General features: G+C 49.7%; 19 protein-coding genes and 1 pseudogene. 12 read left to right on the forward strand and 8 right to left on the reverse strand.

Features of this window, described 5'->3' with window-relative positions; genetic code table 11:
• Positions 1-57 precede the first annotated feature (57 nt).
• Complete coding sequence (gene tyrR, locus FDW96_RS07495) at positions 58-1,602, forward strand: transcriptional regulator TyrR (RefSeq protein WP_061381265.1); 1,545 nt, start codon at positions 58-60, stop codon at positions 1,600-1,602.
• A gap of 53 nt (positions 1,603-1,655) precedes the next feature.
• On the opposite strand, the gene tpx is transcribed toward tyrR, so the two are convergent.
• Complete coding sequence (gene tpx, locus FDW96_RS07500; RefSeq protein ID WP_042308146.1) at positions 1,656-2,162, reverse strand: thiol peroxidase; 507 nt, start codon at positions 2,160-2,162, stop codon at positions 1,656-1,658.
• A 115-nt stretch (positions 2,163-2,277) separates the two neighbouring features.
• On the opposite strand from tpx, the gene ycjG reads away from it, so the two are divergent.
• Entirely contained in the window at positions 2,278-3,243 is a 966-nt protein-coding gene (gene ycjG / locus FDW96_RS07505; protein WP_137365448.1) for an L-Ala-D/L-Glu epimerase, read from the forward strand.
• Here ycjG and mpaA read toward each other — a convergent pair.
• A complete protein-coding gene (mpaA, locus tag FDW96_RS07510; RefSeq protein ID WP_137365449.1) occupies positions 3,218-3,946 on the reverse strand; it encodes a murein tripeptide amidase MpaA in 729 nt (242 codons plus the stop codon). The genes ycjG and mpaA overlap by 26 nt on opposite strands.
• Positions 3,947-4,130: 184 nt before the next feature.
• On the opposite strand from mpaA, the gene mppA reads away from it, so the two are divergent.
• Entirely contained in the window at positions 4,131-5,744 is a 1,614-nt protein-coding gene (mppA, locus tag FDW96_RS07515; RefSeq protein WP_079224010.1) for a murein tripeptide ABC transporter substrate-binding protein MppA, read from the forward strand.
• 207 nt (positions 5,745-5,951) lie between these two features.
• On the opposite strand, the gene FDW96_RS07520 is transcribed toward mppA, so the two are convergent.
• Together FDW96_RS07520 and FDW96_RS07525 are read right to left on the reverse strand one after the other, a co-directional pair.
• Complete coding sequence (locus FDW96_RS07520) at positions 5,952-6,845, reverse strand: dihydrodipicolinate synthase family protein (protein WP_137365450.1); 894 nt, start codon at positions 6,843-6,845, stop codon at positions 5,952-5,954.
• A gap of 21 nt (positions 6,846-6,866) precedes the next feature.
• On the reverse strand, positions 6,867-7,562 hold the full coding sequence (locus FDW96_RS07525) for a B3/4 domain-containing protein (protein WP_137365451.1): 696 nt from the start codon (positions 7,560-7,562) through the stop codon (positions 6,867-6,869).
• 43 nt (positions 7,563-7,605) lie between these two features.
• On the opposite strand from FDW96_RS07525, the gene FDW96_RS07530 reads away from it, so the two are divergent.
• The 3 genes from FDW96_RS07530 to FDW96_RS07540 all read left to right on the forward strand — a co-directional run bounded on the left by FDW96_RS07530 (position 7,606) and on the right by FDW96_RS07540 (position 11,507).
• Positions 7,606-8,208 carry a helix-turn-helix transcriptional regulator gene (locus FDW96_RS07530; RefSeq protein WP_137365452.1) on the forward strand — a complete coding sequence of 201 codons (603 nt, stop codon included), beginning with the start codon at positions 7,606-7,608 and terminating at the stop codon, positions 8,206-8,208.
• Positions 8,209-8,821: 613 nt separating this feature from the next.
• On the forward strand, positions 8,822-10,231 hold the full coding sequence (locus FDW96_RS07535) for a hypothetical protein (RefSeq protein WP_137365453.1): 1,410 nt from the start codon (positions 8,822-8,824) through the stop codon (positions 10,229-10,231).
• A gap of 406 nt (positions 10,232-10,637) precedes the next feature.
• Complete coding sequence (locus tag FDW96_RS07540; RefSeq protein WP_137365454.1) at positions 10,638-11,507, forward strand: aldo/keto reductase; 870 nt, start codon at positions 10,638-10,640, stop codon at positions 11,505-11,507.
• Between the two features lie 85 nt (positions 11,508-11,592).
• Here FDW96_RS07540 and FDW96_RS07545 read toward each other — a convergent pair whose 3' ends face one another.
• The gene (locus FDW96_RS07545) at positions 11,593-12,156 is read right to left on the reverse strand and encodes a MarR family winged helix-turn-helix transcriptional regulator (RefSeq protein ID WP_137365455.1); all 564 of its coding nucleotides are present in this window, start codon (positions 12,154-12,156) and stop codon (positions 11,593-11,595) included.
• 116 nt (positions 12,157-12,272) lie between these two features.
• On the opposite strand from FDW96_RS07545, the gene FDW96_RS07550 reads away from it, so the two are divergent.
• The gene (locus FDW96_RS07550) at positions 12,273-12,503 is read left to right on the forward strand and encodes a glutaredoxin domain-containing protein (protein ID WP_137365456.1); all 231 of its coding nucleotides are present in this window, start codon (positions 12,273-12,275) and stop codon (positions 12,501-12,503) included.
• Between the two features lie 66 nt (positions 12,504-12,569).
• Positions 12,570-12,839, forward strand: a complete 270-nt coding sequence (locus FDW96_RS07555) for a Rho-binding antiterminator (protein ID WP_137365457.1) — start codon at positions 12,570-12,572, stop codon at positions 12,837-12,839.
• A gap of 29 nt (positions 12,840-12,868) precedes the next feature.
• On the opposite strand, the gene FDW96_RS07560 is transcribed toward FDW96_RS07555, so the two are convergent.
• A complete protein-coding gene (locus FDW96_RS07560) occupies positions 12,869-13,639 on the reverse strand; it encodes a DeoR/GlpR family DNA-binding transcription regulator (RefSeq protein ID WP_137365458.1) in 771 nt (256 codons plus the stop codon).
• Between the two features lie 116 nt (positions 13,640-13,755).
• Here FDW96_RS07560 and FDW96_RS07565 point away from each other — a divergent pair, with 116 nt between their 5' ends.
• From FDW96_RS07565 to FDW96_RS07575, 3 genes and pseudogenes are all read left to right on the forward strand, one after another.
• The gene (locus FDW96_RS07565) at positions 13,756-14,139 is read left to right on the forward strand and encodes a VOC family protein (protein ID WP_137365680.1); all 384 of its coding nucleotides are present in this window, start codon (positions 13,756-13,758) and stop codon (positions 14,137-14,139) included.
• Between the two features lie 157 nt (positions 14,140-14,296).
• Positions 14,297-14,941 (forward strand): annotated as a pseudogene (locus FDW96_RS07570) (carboxymuconolactone decarboxylase family protein); the annotation flags it as partial.
• 40 nt (positions 14,942-14,981) lie between these two features.
• On the forward strand, positions 14,982-16,034 hold the full coding sequence (locus FDW96_RS07575; RefSeq protein ID WP_137365459.1) for an NAD(P)-dependent alcohol dehydrogenase: 1,053 nt from the start codon (positions 14,982-14,984) through the stop codon (positions 16,032-16,034).
• 39 nt (positions 16,035-16,073) lie between these two features.
• Here FDW96_RS07575 and FDW96_RS07580 read toward each other — a convergent pair whose 3' ends face one another.
• A complete protein-coding gene (locus FDW96_RS07580; protein ID WP_137365460.1) occupies positions 16,074-17,105 on the reverse strand; it encodes a mechanosensitive ion channel family protein in 1,032 nt (343 codons plus the stop codon).
• Positions 17,106-17,349: 244 nt separating this feature from the next.
• On the opposite strand from FDW96_RS07580, the gene FDW96_RS07585 reads away from it, so the two are divergent.
• Positions 17,350-17,610: a DUF2534 family protein gene (locus FDW96_RS07585; protein ID WP_079224038.1), complete on the forward strand. Its 261-nt coding sequence runs from the start codon at positions 17,350-17,352 to the stop codon at positions 17,608-17,610.
• A gap of 47 nt (positions 17,611-17,657) precedes the next feature.
• Here FDW96_RS07585 and uspE read toward each other — a convergent pair whose 3' ends face one another.
• Positions 17,658-18,608 (reverse strand): universal stress protein UspE, encoded by a 951-nt coding sequence (uspE, locus tag FDW96_RS07590; protein WP_042308175.1) that lies wholly within the window; start codon positions 18,606-18,608, stop codon positions 17,658-17,660.
• Positions 18,609-18,647 lie beyond the last annotated feature (39 nt).

An 18,647-nucleotide genomic window follows, 5' to 3' on the forward strand; every position in this document is an offset into this window, starting at 1 on the left:
AAACCAAATACTGTCTTATCATTTAACACATAATCCCTTGTCCAGGTGAAGGTTCCTATGCGTTTGGAAGTCTTTTGTGAAGACCGACTTGGTCTGACCCGCGAATTGCTCGATTTACTGGTGCTGAGAAGCATTGATTTACGCGGTATCGAGATTGACCCCATCGGGCGTATTTACCTTAATTTTGCGGAACTGGAGTTCACCAACTTCAGTAGCCTGATGGCTGAAATCCGCCGTATTTCAGGGGTTACGGATGTACGTACCGTCCCCTGGATGCCTTCCGAACGGGAACATCTGGCGCTGAGTGCCCTGCTCGAGGCATTGCCTGAACCCGTTCTTTCTCTGGATATGAAAAGCAAAATTGAGATGGCGAACCCTGCGAGCTGTCAGCTTTTTGCTCACTCTCAGGAGCGGATGCGTAATCATACTGCCGCCCAGTTAATCAATGGTTTTAACTTCCAGCGCTGGCTCGAAAGCAATCCGCAGGATTCACATAGCGAGCATGTCGTGATTAACGGACAGAATTTCCTGATGGAAATTACGCCAGTTCACTTGCAGGGTGAAAATCAGGAGCAAATGCTGACGGGAGCCGTCGTTATGCTGCGTTCCACCATCAGGATGGGACGTCAGCTGCAAAATATGACCACGCAGGATCTGAGCGCGTTTAGCCAGATTATTGCCGTCAGCGCCAAAATGAAGCATGTCGTAGAACAGGCCCGTAAGTTGGCGACGCTGAGCGCACCGCTGCTAATCACCGGTAATACCGGTACGGGTAAGGATCTCTTTGCCCACGCCTGTCATCTGGCGAGCCCGCGCGCGGCGAAGCCTTATCTGGCGCTGAACTGTGCGTCGATCCCTGAAGACGCGGTCGAAAGCGAGCTGTTTGGTCACGCAGGGGAAGGTAAAAAAGGGTTCTTCGAGCAGGCTAACGGCGGCTCGGTGTTGCTGGATGAGATTGGCGAAATGTCGCCGAGCATGCAGACCAAATTGTTGCGTTTCCTCAATGACGGGACCTTCCGCCGGGTTGGCGAAGATCATGAAGTCCATGTCGATGTACGTGTGATTTGCGCCACGCAAAAGAACCTGGTGGAGCTGGTGCAGAAAGGTTTGTTCCGCGAAGATCTGTATTATCGTCTGAACGTGCTGACCCTCAACCTGCCGCCGCTGCGCGATTGTCCGCAAGATATCATGCCGCTCACCGAACTGTTTGTGGCGCGTTTTGCCGACGAACAGGGCGTACCGCGTCCGAAACTGTCCGCCGATCTCAGTACGGTATTAACCCGCTACGGCTGGCCGGGTAACGTGCGCCAGCTTAAAAATGCCATCTATCGGGCGTTGACCCAGTTGGAGGGGTATGAGCTGCGGCCACAGGATATTTTATTGCCAGATTACGATGCGGCAACGGTTGCGGTCGGAGAAGATGTGATGGAAGGCTCGCTGGATGAAATTACCAGCCGCTTTGAACGCTCGGTGCTGACGCAGCTGTATATGAACTATCCCAGCACGCGTAAACTGGCGAAAAGGCTTGGCGTTTCCCATACCGCAATAGCCAATAAACTGCGCGAGTATGGCCTGAGCCAGCAGAAAAAAAGCGAAGAGTAACGATGATAATGAAAATGCCTCCATCTGGAGGCATTTTTGTATGCAGACGCAGCTTAAGCTTTCAGTACGTCCAGCGCCGCATCATAGTCCGGCTCGTTGGTAATTTCATTAACCAACTGGCTGAAAACGACGTTGTCATTCTCATCGATAACGACCACGGCACGAGCGGCCAGGCCTTTCAGCGGGCCTTCAGCGATTTCAACGCCGTAGTTTTTCAGGAATTCTGCATTGCGCAGGGTGGACAGCGTGATAACGTTGCTCAGACCTTCCGCACCGCAAAAACGTGAGTGGGCAAATGGCAGGTCGGCTGAAATGCACAGTACGACGGTATTGTCGATTTCTGTCGCCAGTTGGTTAAACTTACGTACCGATGCCGCGCAAACGCCGGTATCGATGCTTGGGAAAATATTCAGTACTTTGCGCTTGCCTGCAAACTGGCCCAGCGTAACGTCAGACAGATCTTTAGCCACAAGGGTAAAAGCCTGAGCTTTGCTTCCTGCCTGAGGAATGGAGCCAGCGACTGCAACCGGGTTGCCCTGGAAATGAACGGTTTGTGACATGGTTATCTTCCTGTTTACATATAGTTAACGTCGAGGCTAGTTTATGCTATCAGCAGTTAACACGGCAAACGCTATTTGTGGATATCCGCTTCAGGGACTGCACTAAGGAAAACGAATGAGAACAGTAAAGGTATATGAGGAAGCCTGGCCGCTGCACACTCCCTTTGTTATAGCCCGAGGGAGCAGAACCGAAGCGCATGTGGTGGTTGTCGAAGTGGAAGAAAATGGCGTCACAGGCATCGGAGAGTGTACGCCTTATCCGCGCTACGGTGAAAGCGATGCCTCAGTGCTGGCGCAAATTATGAGTATTGCGCCACAACTGGAAAATGGACTGACGCGCGAAGAACTGCAAAAGCTATTGCCAGCGGGAGCGGCGCGTAACGCGGTGGACTGTGCGTTGTGGGATCTGAGTGCGCGTCAACAGCAGCAGTCTCTGGCTGAACTGGTGGGTTGCGAACTGGCGGAGGTGGTGACGACAGCGCAAACGGTGGTGATTGGTACGCCGGAACAGATGGCGGCGAGTGCGGCAGCACTGTGGGAGAAGGGGGCGAGACTGCTGAAAGTCAAACTGGATGAGCGTTTAATCAGCGAACGGATGGTTGCCATTCGTGCGGCTGTTCCTGATGCCACGATCATTGTCGACGCCAACGAATCCTGGCGGGCAGAGGGGCTGGCCGCGCGCTGTCAGCTTCTGGCTGATCTAGGGATTGCGATGCTGGAACAACCGCTCCCGGCGCAGGATGATGCCGCGCTGGAGAATTTTGTGCATCCGCTACCGATCTGCGCAGATGAAAGTTGCCACACCCGCAGCAGCCTGAAAGCGCTGCACGGGCGCTATGAAATGGTCAATATCAAACTGGATAAAACGGGTGGCCTGACCGAAGCGCTGGCGCTGGCCGTTGATGCTCGCGAGCAAGGATTTGCGCTGATGCTGGGCTGCATGTTGTGTACATCCCGGGCGATTAGCGCAGCGTTACCCCTCACGCCGCAGGTCAGTTTTGCCGATCTCGATGGACCTACCTGGCTTGCCAGCGATGCGGAGCCAGCCCTGCATTTTACGACCGGACAGCTTCATCTCTAGGGTGCCAACGCAGGAGATTGGACATGGCCAGCAGGTATTTCTCGCTCGCTTCATCGGATGAAATGGGCGGGAATTCGGCGGTGATACAGTGCAAGTTCAGGTCGGCACACCAGCTACCAAAAGAGCCGGGCGTTTCATAACCTACGCTGGTAACCAGGGGCAACTCAAATGACTGCGCCAGCCACGCGCCCAATTCGCTGCGTCTGGGATCTTCAATACAGGCCAGCGGATCGTGGAAAGACACCACCCAGGCGGGATGAATCCGGTGAATAAGCTTACACAGTGCCTGGGTTTCTGGTTCTGACCCCGGATGCTCGCCGGTCAGCAATACCACGTCGCGTTCTTCTGCGCTACTGTTCCAGCGATACACCGTTTCACCCGCTTTCCAGTTTGCAGCAGGAAAGTTACGGTTAAGATCTACGCCGTTCGCATTTGCGCGTAGCCCAAGCTGGCAACCGTCGGGGTTCACCGCCAGCACAACATGATGACGACGCAGGGAAGGGTTAAGCGTACGCAATGCGCAGGAAAGGGTGACGACCGATGAGTTTTCATCACCGTGTGTACCTGCCAGTATCAGGCCACTTTCACGATCGGCTGCCAGCGCAGGAAACCAGATTAGCGGTGCGCCTAACGATGAACGTCCGTAATGTTCGGTTCCTGGCGGAAATGCGCCGCGCTCGGCACGGGGACGGGTAGCGGTCATAGTCATCTCTGAATGCTCGAATAGTTACTCGCAGTGTTGTGCAAAATGTATGGATAATCAAATCGTTTTCACACACTTATCTTTTCAGGTGTAATATCACTTTCTTGTCGGAAGTTAATTGCATTTCCTGCTGGCGATACAAATAATTACACATTCACTTAGTAGCCGGAATTGAGGGTATTTTATGCAGCATTCTGTTTCAGTAACCTGTTGTGCGCTGTTGGTTAGCAGCATTTCCTTATCCTGGGCTGCTGATGTTCCCAGCGGAACGGTACTGGCAGAGAAACAAGAACTGGTGCGGCATATAAAAGATGAACCGGCGTCACTTGATCCGGCAAAGGCCGTCGGACTTCCTGAAATTCAGGTTATTCGTGATTTATTTGAAGGGCTTGTCAATCAGAATGAGAAGGGAGAAATTGTTCCTGGCGTCGCCACCCAGTGGAAAAGTAACGATAACCGCATCTGGACGTTTACGCTACGCGACAACGCGCAGTGGTCCGATGGTACACCGGTAACGGCGCAGGATTTTGTCTACAGCTGGCAGCGTCTGGTTGATCCCAAAACACTATCACCGTTTGCGTGGTTTGCTGCGCTGGCGGGTATTAGCAATGCTCAGGCGATCATCGATGGCAAAGCAACGCCTGATAAGCTTGGCGTTAGCGCAGTCGATGCGCGTACATTGAAAGTTCAGCTGGATAAACCGCTCCCCTGGTTTGCCAACCTGACGGCAAGTTTTGCATTTTATCCGGTACAAAAAGCCAATGTCGAAAGCGGCAAAGAGTGGACCAAACCGGGGAATTTGATTGGTAACGGCGCCTATGTGCTCAAAGATCGCGTCGTAAATGAAAAACTGGTCGTTGTACCGAATACGCATTACTGGGACAACGGCAAAACGGTTCTGCAGAAAGTTACCTTCCTGCCCATTAATCAGGAATCGGCAGCCACCAAGCGCTACCTTGCGGGTGATATTGATATCACTGAATCCTTTCCGAAAAACATGTATCAGAAACTGTTGAAGGATATTCCGGGCCAGGTTTATACCCCGCCTCAGCTTGGCACTTACTATTATGCCTTCAATACCCAGAAGGGACCGACTGCTGATTCCCGCGTGCGTCTGGCGCTCAGCATGACGATCGATCGTCGTTTGATGGCGGAGAAAGTATTGGGTACCGGCGAGAAGCCCGCATGGCATTTTACGCCGGATGTTACGGCAGGATTTGTACCTGAACCTTCGCCGTTTGAGCAAATGAGTCAGGAAGAGTTGAATGCTCAGGCGAAAACGCTGTTGCGTGCGGCAGGCTATGGTCCGCAGAAGCCGCTGAAACTGACGCTGCTGTACAACACCTCTGAAAACCACCAAAAGATTGCTATCGCTGTGGCTTCTATGTGGAAGAAGAATCTCGGCGTTGACGTAAAACTGCAGAATCAGGAGTGGAAAACCTATATCGACAGCCGTAATACCGGCAATTTTGATGTGATCCGCGCTTCCTGGGTGGGGGACTACAATGAGCCTTCGACGTTCCTGTCGCTATTAACATCGACCCATACGGGCAATATCTCCCGCTTTAATAATCCGGCATACGATAAAGTTTTAACTCAGGCTACGTTGGAAAATACCGAGAAGGCGCGGAATGCGGATTATAATACGGCAGAGAAAATTCTGATGGAACAGGCACCTATTGCGCCAATTTATCAGTATACCAACGGGCGGTTAATTAAACCTTGGCTGAAAGGGTACCCGATTACTAACCCTGAAGATGTCGCATACAGCCGCACAATGTATATTGTGAAGCACTAAACCTGGTGAAATAGCGGGAATTGCTTATCGGGGAGAAGGTTTTCTGTATTGAGGGCGGTCAGGCGGTGACCCGCTGGTCGTTACGGCCAGAGCATAGCGTGCGAGAGTTGCCTTTGCAGGAGCGTTTGTACACCGAAGGATCGTCATGAAGGTTATTGCCCGGTCAGGTTTCATAAGGACCGGCAGACAGCCGGTCCTCAAGGGCGGTTATTTCAACTCCAGTGTGGTTATCACACGGGCAATATCCGCGATATCACTTGCTGACAAAGGCTGCAGGGGGCGAGGGAGGCAGTCCGTATCGGTAAGTCCAAGCACGCCTGCGGCAGCAGCAATAACGCGGATGCTTCCGCCATGTTTACGGAAAAGCGCCCACAATGGCTCAAGGCGCGTTGTCAGGGCAGTAACGCGTTCATGATCGTTCGCCGCCGCTGCGTCAGTAATTTGTTTCGCCATCACCGGAAACAAACCACCGCTAACGGAGTACCACACTTCACAGCCGGCGTTTAATCCCAGCCCGGCATAAGCATCCCCACTGATACCGATGGTTACGTCAGGGAGCAGGTGTTGACGCAATGCCTCTACCCGCTCTCTCGCTGCAGTCGGGCTATCCGGGACACCAGGGAGCTTGACCGAGCGAACCCCCTCCAGTGAGGATAGACGCCCGTGCAGTTCATCCGTAAAGGTAAAATGTGTGGTGCCCGGGTTATCATAGATGCACACCGGCACAGACGCGTGTCGGGTAACGGTCTCAAATAGTGCGAAGACTTCTTCGTCACGGAGCGGCTGGTAGCTGACAGCCGGGAGCAGCAGGGCATTTGCGCCCGCGGCTTGCGCATCGTCTGACAGATGCAGGATGGCTTCCGTGCTGACAGCACCCACACACACCATGACAGGGATCTCTCCGGCGTGCTGTGTTGCCAGAATCGCGATGCGCTTGCGTTGCTCTCGGGTCAGATAAGCGTAGCTTCCGGTTGATCCCAGGATACCCATAGAATCAACCCGGGCTTCTGTTAGGCGAGAAAGAATATGACTGAAGCCCTTTTCATCCACGCCGCTGGTGGTGACTGGAGTTAAGGGAAACGCAGACAAGCCAGTAAACATAGGTGTTTGTCCTGAATAAGATTACTGGTGCTGATCTTCGATGAGAGTAATTTCAAACCACAGACCCGGCATCATTTCTTCCAGACCGTCAGTCAGCATTCTTCCTGCTTCATGAAGCTTTTCCAGCGGCATCTGTGGCAGACTTTCCAGAATAAACCACATTTGCTGCGCTTCAACACTTAAACGTGTCCTTATCCCTTGCCTCCAGTTCCAGCGACGGCAGGTGACGCCAGCATTGTCACGCCAGATAACCTCTCCGGGGGAGGGATACTCGATAACAGGTGCGCCTTCTTTCATCGTGTCAAAGGGCTCGGTACCTTCCGCAATGGTCAGACGCGGAATACCCTGGTAAGCGGAAATATTCTCGCCACCAACCGGAACGGCATAGCGGAGGCTGACGGCGTTATAAAGATCAACAACAGGATCCAGTGCTGGCATCATGCCATCACGAAGCACGCGCTTACGTAGCGCATCAGCTGAACAAGGCGTACGCTTTGGTTTGGCGCCAAATGATTGAAAAACGCCAGCCCATGCGGCCAGATGAGACTCCGCCCATTCCGGTCTGCCTGCCAGAACCGCCTCACAAGCTTCCAGCAAGGCGGCCCTGCCAACGTCAGGATTCAGTACCGGCGCGGCTTTTACGTAGATACTAAGCGCTCGAAAACCGGGAGCAGTACGATAAACTTCCGGGGCAATTGACGGAGAATGTGTTAACACGGGATAATCCTGTAATGACCAATTTATTTTATGATATCGACCAATGACCAAAAAAGTCAACTTAATGACCGATGCGGGTGCGGATGTCAGCACCGTCAATGAAGCTGTTTCGCAGCGAATTAAGCAGTACCGTAAACAAAAAAAAATGTCGCTTGATGAGCTGTCCAGGCAGGCAAATGTCAGTAAGGGAGCGCTGGTCGAGATTGAAGGATGTAAGGCCAATCCCAGTATTGCGCTGTTATGCCGTCTGGCAGCCGCAATGGGGGTATCGGTGGCTGATTTTGTCGATGTAGGGACAAAACCAACCGTCCATCTTATTGCTGAAGGTGAGATCCCTGAACTCTGGAAAGGCGACAAAGGAGGAAGAGCAAGGCTTCTTGCTGGTTCCGGGGGGCCGGATATGACAGAGCTCTGGATGTGGGAAATGCAGCCAGGAGAAAAGTTTGCTTCTCCCGGTCACTCTACGGGAACACTTGAATTGTTTTATGTACAAACGGGGACGCTCACGCTTGGCGTACAAGAGCATCTGTATCTGGTTAATTCCGGTTGTTCTGCAACGGCCAGAATGGATGTCCCTCATTTCTATGAAAACCGGGGTGAGAGCCCACTGATATTTATCATGACAGTGAATGAGAAAGCATCCTGAGTAACTCGTAAGAGTGAGATGTGTAGGGATAAAAATCGTCCGGACATATGCTCAAGATCTATTTCTCAGAGATAACTACGGGCTAACTTTGTTCCCGATATACCTGTCTGTCAGATCCCGTGCTTTGTTATCTCCGGAAACTGAAGGCTGGTGAAGGATACCAGCCTCTCGGGCATTTTCATCGCATAGCGATGCTGTTCAATCACTGACCTGCTTTGTTTTGACTATCCTCAGACAACAGTACCTCCCTTATAGCTGTGATGATGAATATAACCATCTGATTTTATAGATTTTCATCGTTATACCTATTCTGTCATTAGCGTCTCTGACTTGCTGAGTCATACATACATAATCTGCGTTTTTTGGGTTCACCTTTCAAAAGATTTATAGATCTTGGTCAATATAATGACCTTATTATGCCAATAATATGACCGGAAGATCCTGACGATCACACTGGCTGAACCCCAGGATCAAGGTACTTTATACAAAGATATTTGGACTAATAAGGCAATTTGAAGAAGAAAACGCGGCCACTGGCCTTACTGCTCTGTCAGTTTGACTCACTGGCACGTGTTCAAAAATCTCAGCAAAAGCCATAACAGAGATAACATACATGATAAAACCAACGGACTATGAACCTGAACCAGGTCTGGGGAAACATAGCTGGCCACAGGTAATCAAATGGCTACTCATCATTCTGGTCATTTATGCAGTATGCAGTGTTTTTATTTCAAATCCTTTTTCTATTTTTGTGGACAGAGTAACTCCCGTAGATTACTCAAGAATAATGTATTTTCATGGCTTGTCTGTAGGTCTTGCTGGTCTGACTGCTCTACTGGTTAGTCAGATTTATGGTCTTGACGGAAAATTCAAAAAAATTATTTTCTATTGCACAATCGCCACAATTTTAATTGGTGTAAGTGGTGGTGCGATCAATCGTTCTATGGAATCCAGCAAGCTTGCATTGTGGTACCAAATTCTTTCTTTTTTATCGCTTGATGTGATACTGATAACAATGTTATCAGGACTTATTCTGTTAAAAAATAAAGAATTAAAGTCATCACGAACATATTATCTGGTTATAGCCGCATCCTGCACAGCTGTCATTGCCGCACTGATTGGCGATTTAGCCGGGTTCATTCTTGATTTTGGCGACTGGCTGGGAATATTAGGTTGGTATGCTGGTAAGATTGGTTATACCCTACCGGAATGGCAGGACAATTTACTACGCTCTCACTCTGACATGATGGTAGTGGCTGTCATTGGTCTTATACTGTCGGCAGTGACCTGGAGATACGGGAGATATTTATCCGGATATGCTGCAAAGATAAAAGCAACTGGTGAATGGCTGGTTATTTTGGGGCTGGTTGCTGTTGTTATTATTTTAGTAGTATCAGGTTTCGGTGGTCCTCTTTTACAGATCCCTCATATTTTTACAGAAAAAGGATTCTTTGAACCCAGAGGCCATAGTGTGGCTGGTATTGATTTAGGTGATTTTACAATCGGTACCTTTATTTTATGTGGCGGTTTACTTCTGATTGGCTCAATACTTTTCGGAAAAGGGAAAAATGGCGTCAAACTAAACGAATCCAGCAAGTACACTCTTATGGGGATCTTCCTTACATGGTGTAGCATAGTGATTACCGTAGCAGGTATGGGGTTCCTGGAAGAGTATCGAGCCGATCTTTATAACTCAGCTAACCCTGTGCCACTAGGGGAGTATGGTTTTGCATTCCGCATGCTGCATCTTGATGTCAGTTTGATATTATTTCCGGCTATTATGGTTGTTATGTTGTTTGCCCAGCATCTGCTGAAGGATGAACAGACAAAACTTATCCAATGGGTTTTACGCACAGGTGTCTTGCTTTGCTCTATTGGATCCCTGATATACATGATACTGAACCCCCAGGCCTTTGGTCCCGGTTACTGGGTCGTCGGCTCCGGTTTCATATTTGTTGTAATGGGGATGTGCTACTTTTTTGTTAAAAGCGATAATCACATTAAAGAAAGATTTAATCAGTAAAACCATCATCTGGATCCTTTAAACGGATACAGACGATGGCTGATGGTTACGTATTACAGATCAGGTGCCACCATTAAAGGTGGCATCATTAGTTTGATCTCACCTGAATGTTGTAGTCTGTTATGCAGACTACAACATTACTCAGAATTTATAGTGTCGACCTGAAGGAGCTATGTCCGAAACCATGAATTAGGTTCATATGCCATGTTGGTTCCGTAGAGTAGTCCTGTCCTGATGCGTTATAGAGTCTGATATCGCAGCCTTTATCCTTTCTTATCCTCATCTTTAACAGAACAACCTCGTCTGTATTAATGAATTCCATGCATAGGTCAAATCAGAGATTACAGGCTAATCACGGCGGGGGTTCTGGCCTAATATGGTGTTTTAACATGACAGGGGCTTGGCCGTGGAATACTCAGTACTAAGTAACAACCGCAAAATGCCGATGGTTGGTTTTGGCGTTTTTAAGGTCACCGATAAAGAAGAGTGTAAGCAGTCGGTATTAAGCGCTATTCGTACCGGTTACCGCCTCATCGATACCGCAGCCGTGTACAGCAATGAAGATGCCGTGGGTGAGGCGGTTCGTGCAGCCATTGCCGAAGGTCTGTGTACCCGCGAGGAGTTATTTATCACTTCTAAGCTGTGGGTCCAGGATATGGCCAACTACGATATGGCTAAAGCCGGTATTGAGGCGTCGCTGAAAAAATCGGGCCTGGAATATTTTGATCTTTATTTATTGCATCAGGCCATGGGCGATTATTTCAGCGCCTGGCGCGCGCTGGAAGAGGCTTATGAAGCCGGTATACTGAAGGCCATTGGCGTCTCCAACTTCTATGCGCATGTGTTAGCTAACTTCTGTGAAACCGTCAGAATTCAGCCGATGGTGAACCAGGTCGAATTGCATCCTTACTTTGCGCAACCTGTAGCCATTGAAACGATGAAGCGCTACAACGTTCAGCCTGAAGCCTGGGCGCCGTTAGGCGGTGGCAGACATAAACCATATGAAGATGAAATGCTTCAGGGGATTGCGGATGCCCACCAAAAAACCGTTGCTCAGGTTGTTCTGCGCTGGAACGTGCAGCGCGGCGTGACGGTGATTCCTAAATCCACCCGGCAGGAGCGTATTGCAGAGAATTTTGCCATCTGGGATTTCTCACTCACGGATAGTGAAATGGCGCAAATCAGCGCGCTGGATCTAGGCTATGTGGGGGAGGCGGTGAAGCATTTTAATCCTGAATTCGTTCGCGGCTGCCTTGGCGTTAAAATCCATGACTGAGCGTGGAGAAAACGTCGCGAGCTCGTAAAACGGACAACTTTTTTGCCTGCGTTAAAATGGCTGGTGTGATTTTCCTTCAGCTATTTTAAGTTTCCGGGGGCTGGTGCTCCCGGCAAATCAGCAACGCATCCTCTTCACTCAATCTCTCTTTCGTCAGATTACAATATCCCTGACCACCCGTTTTTTGGTGGAAGCGACAGCTATGGCAAAGTCCAAAGCCAGGCACATTGTTGGTCCGCTGGATCCCACGTAAAAGTTCAAACAGTAGCTCCTTAAGTACAGTCGCGCGTTCACCCATCGCCGTTTCACCCGCCACCAAAAACGTTGGCGGGAGCAGGGCGTCCAGTAACGTACCGGCTGATTCAGTTAACTGTAAATGTACGCTGCGTTTATCGCGGGCATCCTGCTTACGAACAATCAGTCCTTTGCTTTCCAGCAGCTTCAGCGATTGCGATACGGTGCCTTTGGTGAGGCCGAGGTAGTCCGTTACGCCAAGCGGCGTATTGGAATAACGGTTGCAACGGGCCAGATACATTAACGCGCTGAGTTGTACCGGTTGCAGATCCGCCAGTAATGGATGTTGGCGAAACCACATCCGTGTCAGGCTGGAAAGCCTGTCCAGGACATCGAAAAGTGACATGTCGTGCATAACAACTTCCTCCTAGACATATAGTATCGATTAAAAACTATATTGACAAAGCATAAAAGTGGCGTAGCATCAATTATAGTATCGAATCGATACTATAATTTAAAAGGAGATATATCATGACTAAAGCCCGTTTTTATCATGCCGGTTGCCCGGTTTGCGTTTCCGCAGAACAAGCGCTGCTTCAGCATCTGTCCTCCGATGTTGAAATCGATGTTATTCCCCTGGGAGAGCAACCTGGCCGGGTTACGGAAGCAGAACAGGCTGGCGTGAAGTCCGTTCCGGCGCTGGTGATCGACGGCAATGTGCTGCATATCAATTTTGGCGCGCCCATTGAAGCGCTGAAATAACCTGGTGCGTTCGGGAAGTGGCGTAAGCAATTTCCCGAACATCCGCGGCAATAAGGAAGAGGCGTTATGAATGTGACGGGAAAATACCATCCTATAGATTGCGAACTTCACGATTATCTGGAGATCGCCTGTCTGTACCATTATTGGTTACGTATTGAGCTAACCGATGACTCGTGTATGAATGCCACAGCGTTGACGACCTGCACCACCAGAGATAAAGAAGAGTTTCTGGTGGTGGAATACAATGGCAATCCGCTAAAAATTCGTCTGGATCGTTTGTCTGTGATTGCCGCGCTGACGGCCGGGGCGACGTTTAGCGTCGTCAGCTTTCGTTGAGTAACGACGCAACGAACGCGCCGTCGCTGTTATACGGTATAAATACGAATGTCATGAGCCTGGAAAGCCGTGGCATACTCTTTGCTGATATTTTTCTCCACGACAATCACATCAATATTGCTGCTTTCGGCGACGACATAGCGGGCGACGGCTGGGACCTTTTCCGCCGTCAGTGCGACGATAGTTTCATTGCATTGTTTGATTACCGCTTTTTTGAACTCGCAATCCGCATAATCAAATCCGGTTAAGCCGGATTCTGGCGACATCGCACAACCGCCAATAAAACCCTGATCGAATAAGATGTTCTGCACTTGGGCGATGGCGGTGGCCCCCACACATCCACCCGAGGATCTCTGTACCGCGCCGCCTAATATGATGACCTCAAACAGCGGTTTTTCCAGCAAAACGGCGGCAATCTCTGGGGAGTTGGTCACTACGGTTAACGCCAGTTCGGCGGGCAGGGCTTCAGCCATCGCTAAATTTGTGCTGCCCGTGTCGATAAAAATGCAGCTGCCGGATTTGACCAACCGGGCGCACCTCTGCGCGATACTGTTTTTTTTCGCCACATTAATGTTCTTGCGTACAGCGATGTCTTCGGATTCAGGAAGGGCAATGACCGCGCCGCCATAAACCTTTTTACACACGCCATCTTTACTTAGCTCATGCAGGTCGCGGCGGATCGTATGTTCAGAAACGCCTAGCCGACTGGCGAGCTCGGAACAAATGACTCTGCCGTTTTCCTGCAAGATCTGATAGATAAGCGCCTGGCGCTGTTCCGGGAAGGCAGCATAATCAAGCATAAATACTCCAGATAAAACAAATAACGAGCAATAATGAGCATGATCGTGCATGATGATTAACGATGTCAACACCCTTGAGAACGTACTGTTCGGAATACTACGAGAAGAGGTTCGTGATGAAGATTGCGCATATGGCTTTATGGACACAGGATCTCGAGCAGCAAGCTCGTTTCTGGGTCACGTTCTTTGACGGCAAGATTAACGAAAAATACTGCAGTAAAACCAATCCTGGATTTGAATCTTATTTTGTTCGTATTGGCGATGAGGTTGCGATTGAAATAATGACCAAACCGGGCCTTACAAGACGGCAGCCAGACAATAATACCTGTGGATGGGTACACCTTGCACTCTCTGCAGGCTGCGCGGAAAAAGTTGATGCCATCGCGAGACGTGCGCAGGAACAGGGGATTTTAATTTCTGCTCCACGAACTACCGGTGATGGCTATTACGAAGCGGTAATACAAGATCCTGACGGCAATTTAATTGAGATTGTTGCCTAACGTTGTACAAATTTCCCTGCTGATAAATGGCATCGGGGACTGATTATTGATGAGTATTGTTCATAGGTTCGTTCTTATTTAACCCTCTAATCAGCGGTGCGTTAGGCCTCTATAATTTTACTGTTTTCAGTATCCGGCGGCAGTACGCTGGCGTTATTTTGGAGAGTCATACATGCAACATCAACTGGATGCCAGACAGCAGGCAATCATACCTATTGCCGCGTTTACCGCTACAGGTCACGGTGAAAACCTGGACGCGGCGTTGAATGCCGGGCTGGATGCGGGGCTCACCCTCAATGAAGTGAAGGAAATTCTACTACAGCTTTATGCTTACTGCGGTTTCCCCCGCAGCCTGAATGGACTTGCTTGTTTAATGTCTGTGGTTAAACGCCGTAGAGAAAGAGGAATTACCGACGCAGAGGGAAATCCGGCCACGCCGCCGACGGAGGGCTGGGACAGCTTCCTGGCAGGGAGTCGCACACAGACCCAGCTCGTTGGGCATCAGGTCAGTGGGCCGCTGTTCGACTTTGCGCCTGCCATTGATGTCTGGCTAAAGGCACATTTATTTGGCGATATTTTTCAGCGTGACGTCCTTAACTGGAAGATGCGGGAGCTGGCGACGGTTTCTGCGTTAGCGGTATTAGGCGGTGTGAACAGTCAACTGAAGAGCCATTTTGCTATCAGTCTGAATATCGGTATGACTACTGATCAACTGATTGAATTTATTGCAATACTTGAACAGCATTGTGGTGCTGAGATCGCGACTAATGCCCGCGCGGTTCTTGATGAATGTCGCTTATGAATGCTGGTTAAGGTAATACCTAATCCCTGAGGAAATCATAATGGTCATGAACGTGAAGGGTTATGCCGCTCTGGCGGTGAAAGAAGATTTAGTTCCACACAGCTTTGTTCGTCGCGATCCGCGCGAAGATGATGTGGTGATTGATATCTTGTATAGCGGTGTTTGCCACTCAGATATCCACAACGCCTATAATGACTGGGGCGGCGCTAAGTATCCGATGGTGCCGGGACACGAAATCATTGGCCGTGTGGTGCATGTCGGGAAGTCGGTGACCAAATTTGCCGTAGGCGATCTCGCCGGGGTTGGCTGTATGGTTGACTCATGCCAGCATTGTAGCGCTTGCAAACAGGGGCTGGAGCAATATTGCGAAGAGGGTAACACGCTCACGTATAACGATATCGATCGTCATGACGGGCTGCCTACCTTCGGGGGCTATTCCGACAAGATTGTCGTTACCGAAAAGTTTGTGGTGAAGGTGCCAGAAGGGATAGATTTACGCGGTGCCGCGCCGCTGCTTTGTGCCGGGATCACCACATGGTCGCCGCTGCGTCACTGGCAGGTTGGTGAGGGCAGTAAAGTCGCGGTTGTTGGGTTGGGCGGCCTTGGGCATATGGCCATCAAACTCGCTAATGCGTTGGGGGCTGAAGTTACGCTGTTCACGCGTTCGCCGGGCAAAGAAGCAGATGCCAGACGTCTGGGTGCCAGTCACGTTGTGCTTTCCACTGACCCTGAGCAGATGAAGGCCGCCGCTAATCAGTTTGACCTGATTATTGATACTGTCCCGTACGTTCATGACCTGAATCCCTATATCCCAACGTTGGCGCTAAGCGGTACGCTGGTACTGGTTGGCTATCTGGGCGCGTTGGATCCGTTCCTGAATACGGTTCCCCTGATTCACGGGCGGAAATCTGTTGCGGGGTCGGTTATCGGCGGGATTGCAGAAACGCAGGAGATGTTGGATTTTTGCGGCCAGCACGGTATTACAGCCGATGTCGAAGTGATCAATATTCAGGATATTAATAACGCCTGGCAGCGGATGTTGAAAAGCGATGTGAAATACCGCTTTGTAATTGATATTGCCTCGCTGAAATAACGGTAAAAAAGACGCGGATTTCCGCGTCTTTACTTTTTGTTAGTGTGCCGATGGCGATACTTCAGGATTATCCATATACAGCGTCTGGCTGGGGAATGCAAAGTCGGCGCCGTTTGCCTGGACTATCGAAATAATTTTCAAATAAACGTCTTGTTGTACTGCAAGCCATTCCTGCCATACGGTAGTTTTCGTGAAGCAATACACCATGATATTTAATGATGAATCTGCAAATTCATTGAAATAGACCAGTAGCGTTTGCTTCTGGTCTATCCCTGGATGATTTTGCAGCATTTGCCTGACCGCCTCGACAACAGCCTCAATTTTATCGGCATCTTCATATCGTAACCCGATCACCGTTTTGATTCTTCTGTTGGTCATACGCCCTGGATTTTCTACGCTGATAGAGGAGAAAATCGAGTTGGGTACATATAACGGACGATGATCGAAGGTGTTAATTTTGGTCATTCGCCAGCCAATTTCTGTCACAGTGCCTTCAATATTACGGTCCGGGGAACGGATCCAGTCGCCGATGCTAAACGGTCTGTCGAAATAGAGCATAATGCCGGAGAAAAAATTGCTCAGGATGTCTTTACCTGCCATACCTACAGCGATACCACCGATGCCGCCAAAGGTTAGCAGACCAGATAAGCTCATGCCGAAATGTTCGCCATACAGCAAAATGATGGCGACCACGATGGTAATCTTAATGATCCGCGACAGGATCCTTGCGCTGGTAATATCTCTGCCTTTATTAATCTGCGTTTTTTCAAACTGATTAATCACCAGAAAGAGTTTGATCGTCAGAATCAGCGCAATCAACGAGGTGCAGATAAAATCGACTACGCTAGGAGAGATAAATTTCAGGTTGTAACTCTCGATCACGTTATTGGCAATACTGCCGAACGTTCCAATGATAATGGCATAGACGAAAAATTGTGCCGCATGAAATATGAATCCTTTGCAACGTCGTTCGCCACGGTGAAACCAAACGCTCATCAGCACCAGTGCGGTAAAACAACTGAGAATTACCGTCAAATTAAACGCATTATTCATAAACAGTTCAGCGATCATGATCCTTCCTGGCAGCTCCGTGGTTGCTAAATATCATCTGACATTCTGCTCATCGTATATTTTACGCAGTTTTGGCGCTCAGATCATTAACCAAAGGGCGAGAGAAATAATGCAATCAGCGCTAATTTCAACGCAATCGCGCAGGTGTCACTCGTGAAGGAGCGTTATGTAGCAGACAGTAAGTTGATGTCATGGTATTGTTAGCGCAAAGTAACAAGCTTTTCATCTGCAAAAGGACAGTACTATGAACATGGCTAAGCTGAAGACAGCGAAGGGACGAAAGTTTTTGTTGTGCCTGCTTGGGGTGTTTATTATCGCTGCATCGGTAGTCACGCGAGCGACGATCGGCGGCGTTATTGAACAGTATGGCATTCCGCTATCCGACTGGACCGCCTCAATGTATGCCATTCAATCTGCAATGATTTGTGTCTACAGCATGGTGTTTACCATTCTGCTTGCCATCCCTCTGGGCATCTACTTCCTCGGTGGCGACGAGAAACACTAATTATTTGTTATGCCGGATGAATATCCATCCGGCATTGTATGGTGTGGTTAGTCGTCTTCGTCGTCGTCCAGCTCAACGGGCGTCTGATACTGATCCGGCTTGATAACCAGCAGGTCACAGCGTAGATGATCGATAACCTGTTCCGCGGTATTTCCCAGGAACGCGGCAGAGATGCCGGTACGTCCAACGGTGCCCAGGACCACGATGCCCGCCTGTAAGTGTTCGGCTAAATCAGGAATAACCTCTTCAGGTAATCCCTTTTCAACATGCGTTACTTTCTCATCGATACTGAATTTCTGGCGTAAGGCTTTCATGGCCAGCAGATGCTGTCCACGGATCGCATCGTTATATACGCTGGGATCAAATTCAGGGAGCTCAATCGCAATGTTGATGGGGGTAACAGGGTAGGCGCCAACCAAATGCACTTCGGTATGGTTAACCTGTTCCGCCAGTTGCAGCGTTTCTTTAACCAGTTTTTCATTGAGGGAGTTGTGATAGGCCTCTTCGCTGGCGAGGTTCACCGCAACCAGCGCTTTACCGCCCTCAGGCCACGGCTGGTCTTTAACCATCCACACCGGGCTTGGACATTTACGCAATAAATGCCAGTCGGTCGGGGTGAAAATCACGGCTTCCAGACGGTCGTGTTGGTGCGCCATTTTTAGCACCAGATCATGCCTGGCGCTGATGACTTCCTGGATGATGGCTTCAAAGGGGCGGTTGTGCCAGACTACTTTTATCTCAAGAGGGATCCCTGCTTCGATATAGTATTTCGCTTGTTCACGTATCCACGCCGTTCGCTGGCTGATGACACCCTGACGCATTGCCGTACGTTCATCGGGCGACAGCAGGGTAGTCATCTCATAGGAAAAGTCGTAGATCGGCAAAAAGGCTTTAATTTTGCCACCAATCCGTTGATGCAAATAAACAGCTCGCCGTAATGCTGGTTGATCGTCCTGGTTAGGGTCGATGACGACCAGCATATTTTTATACATAGCCATACAGGGTCTCCTTACAACTGTCATCGCAGTTTGTAATTA

The sequence above is a fragment of the Citrobacter sp. TBCS-15 genome, from assembly GCF_005280815.1.
Lineage (GTDB): Bacteria > Pseudomonadota > Gammaproteobacteria > Enterobacterales > Enterobacteriaceae > Citrobacter > Citrobacter werkmanii.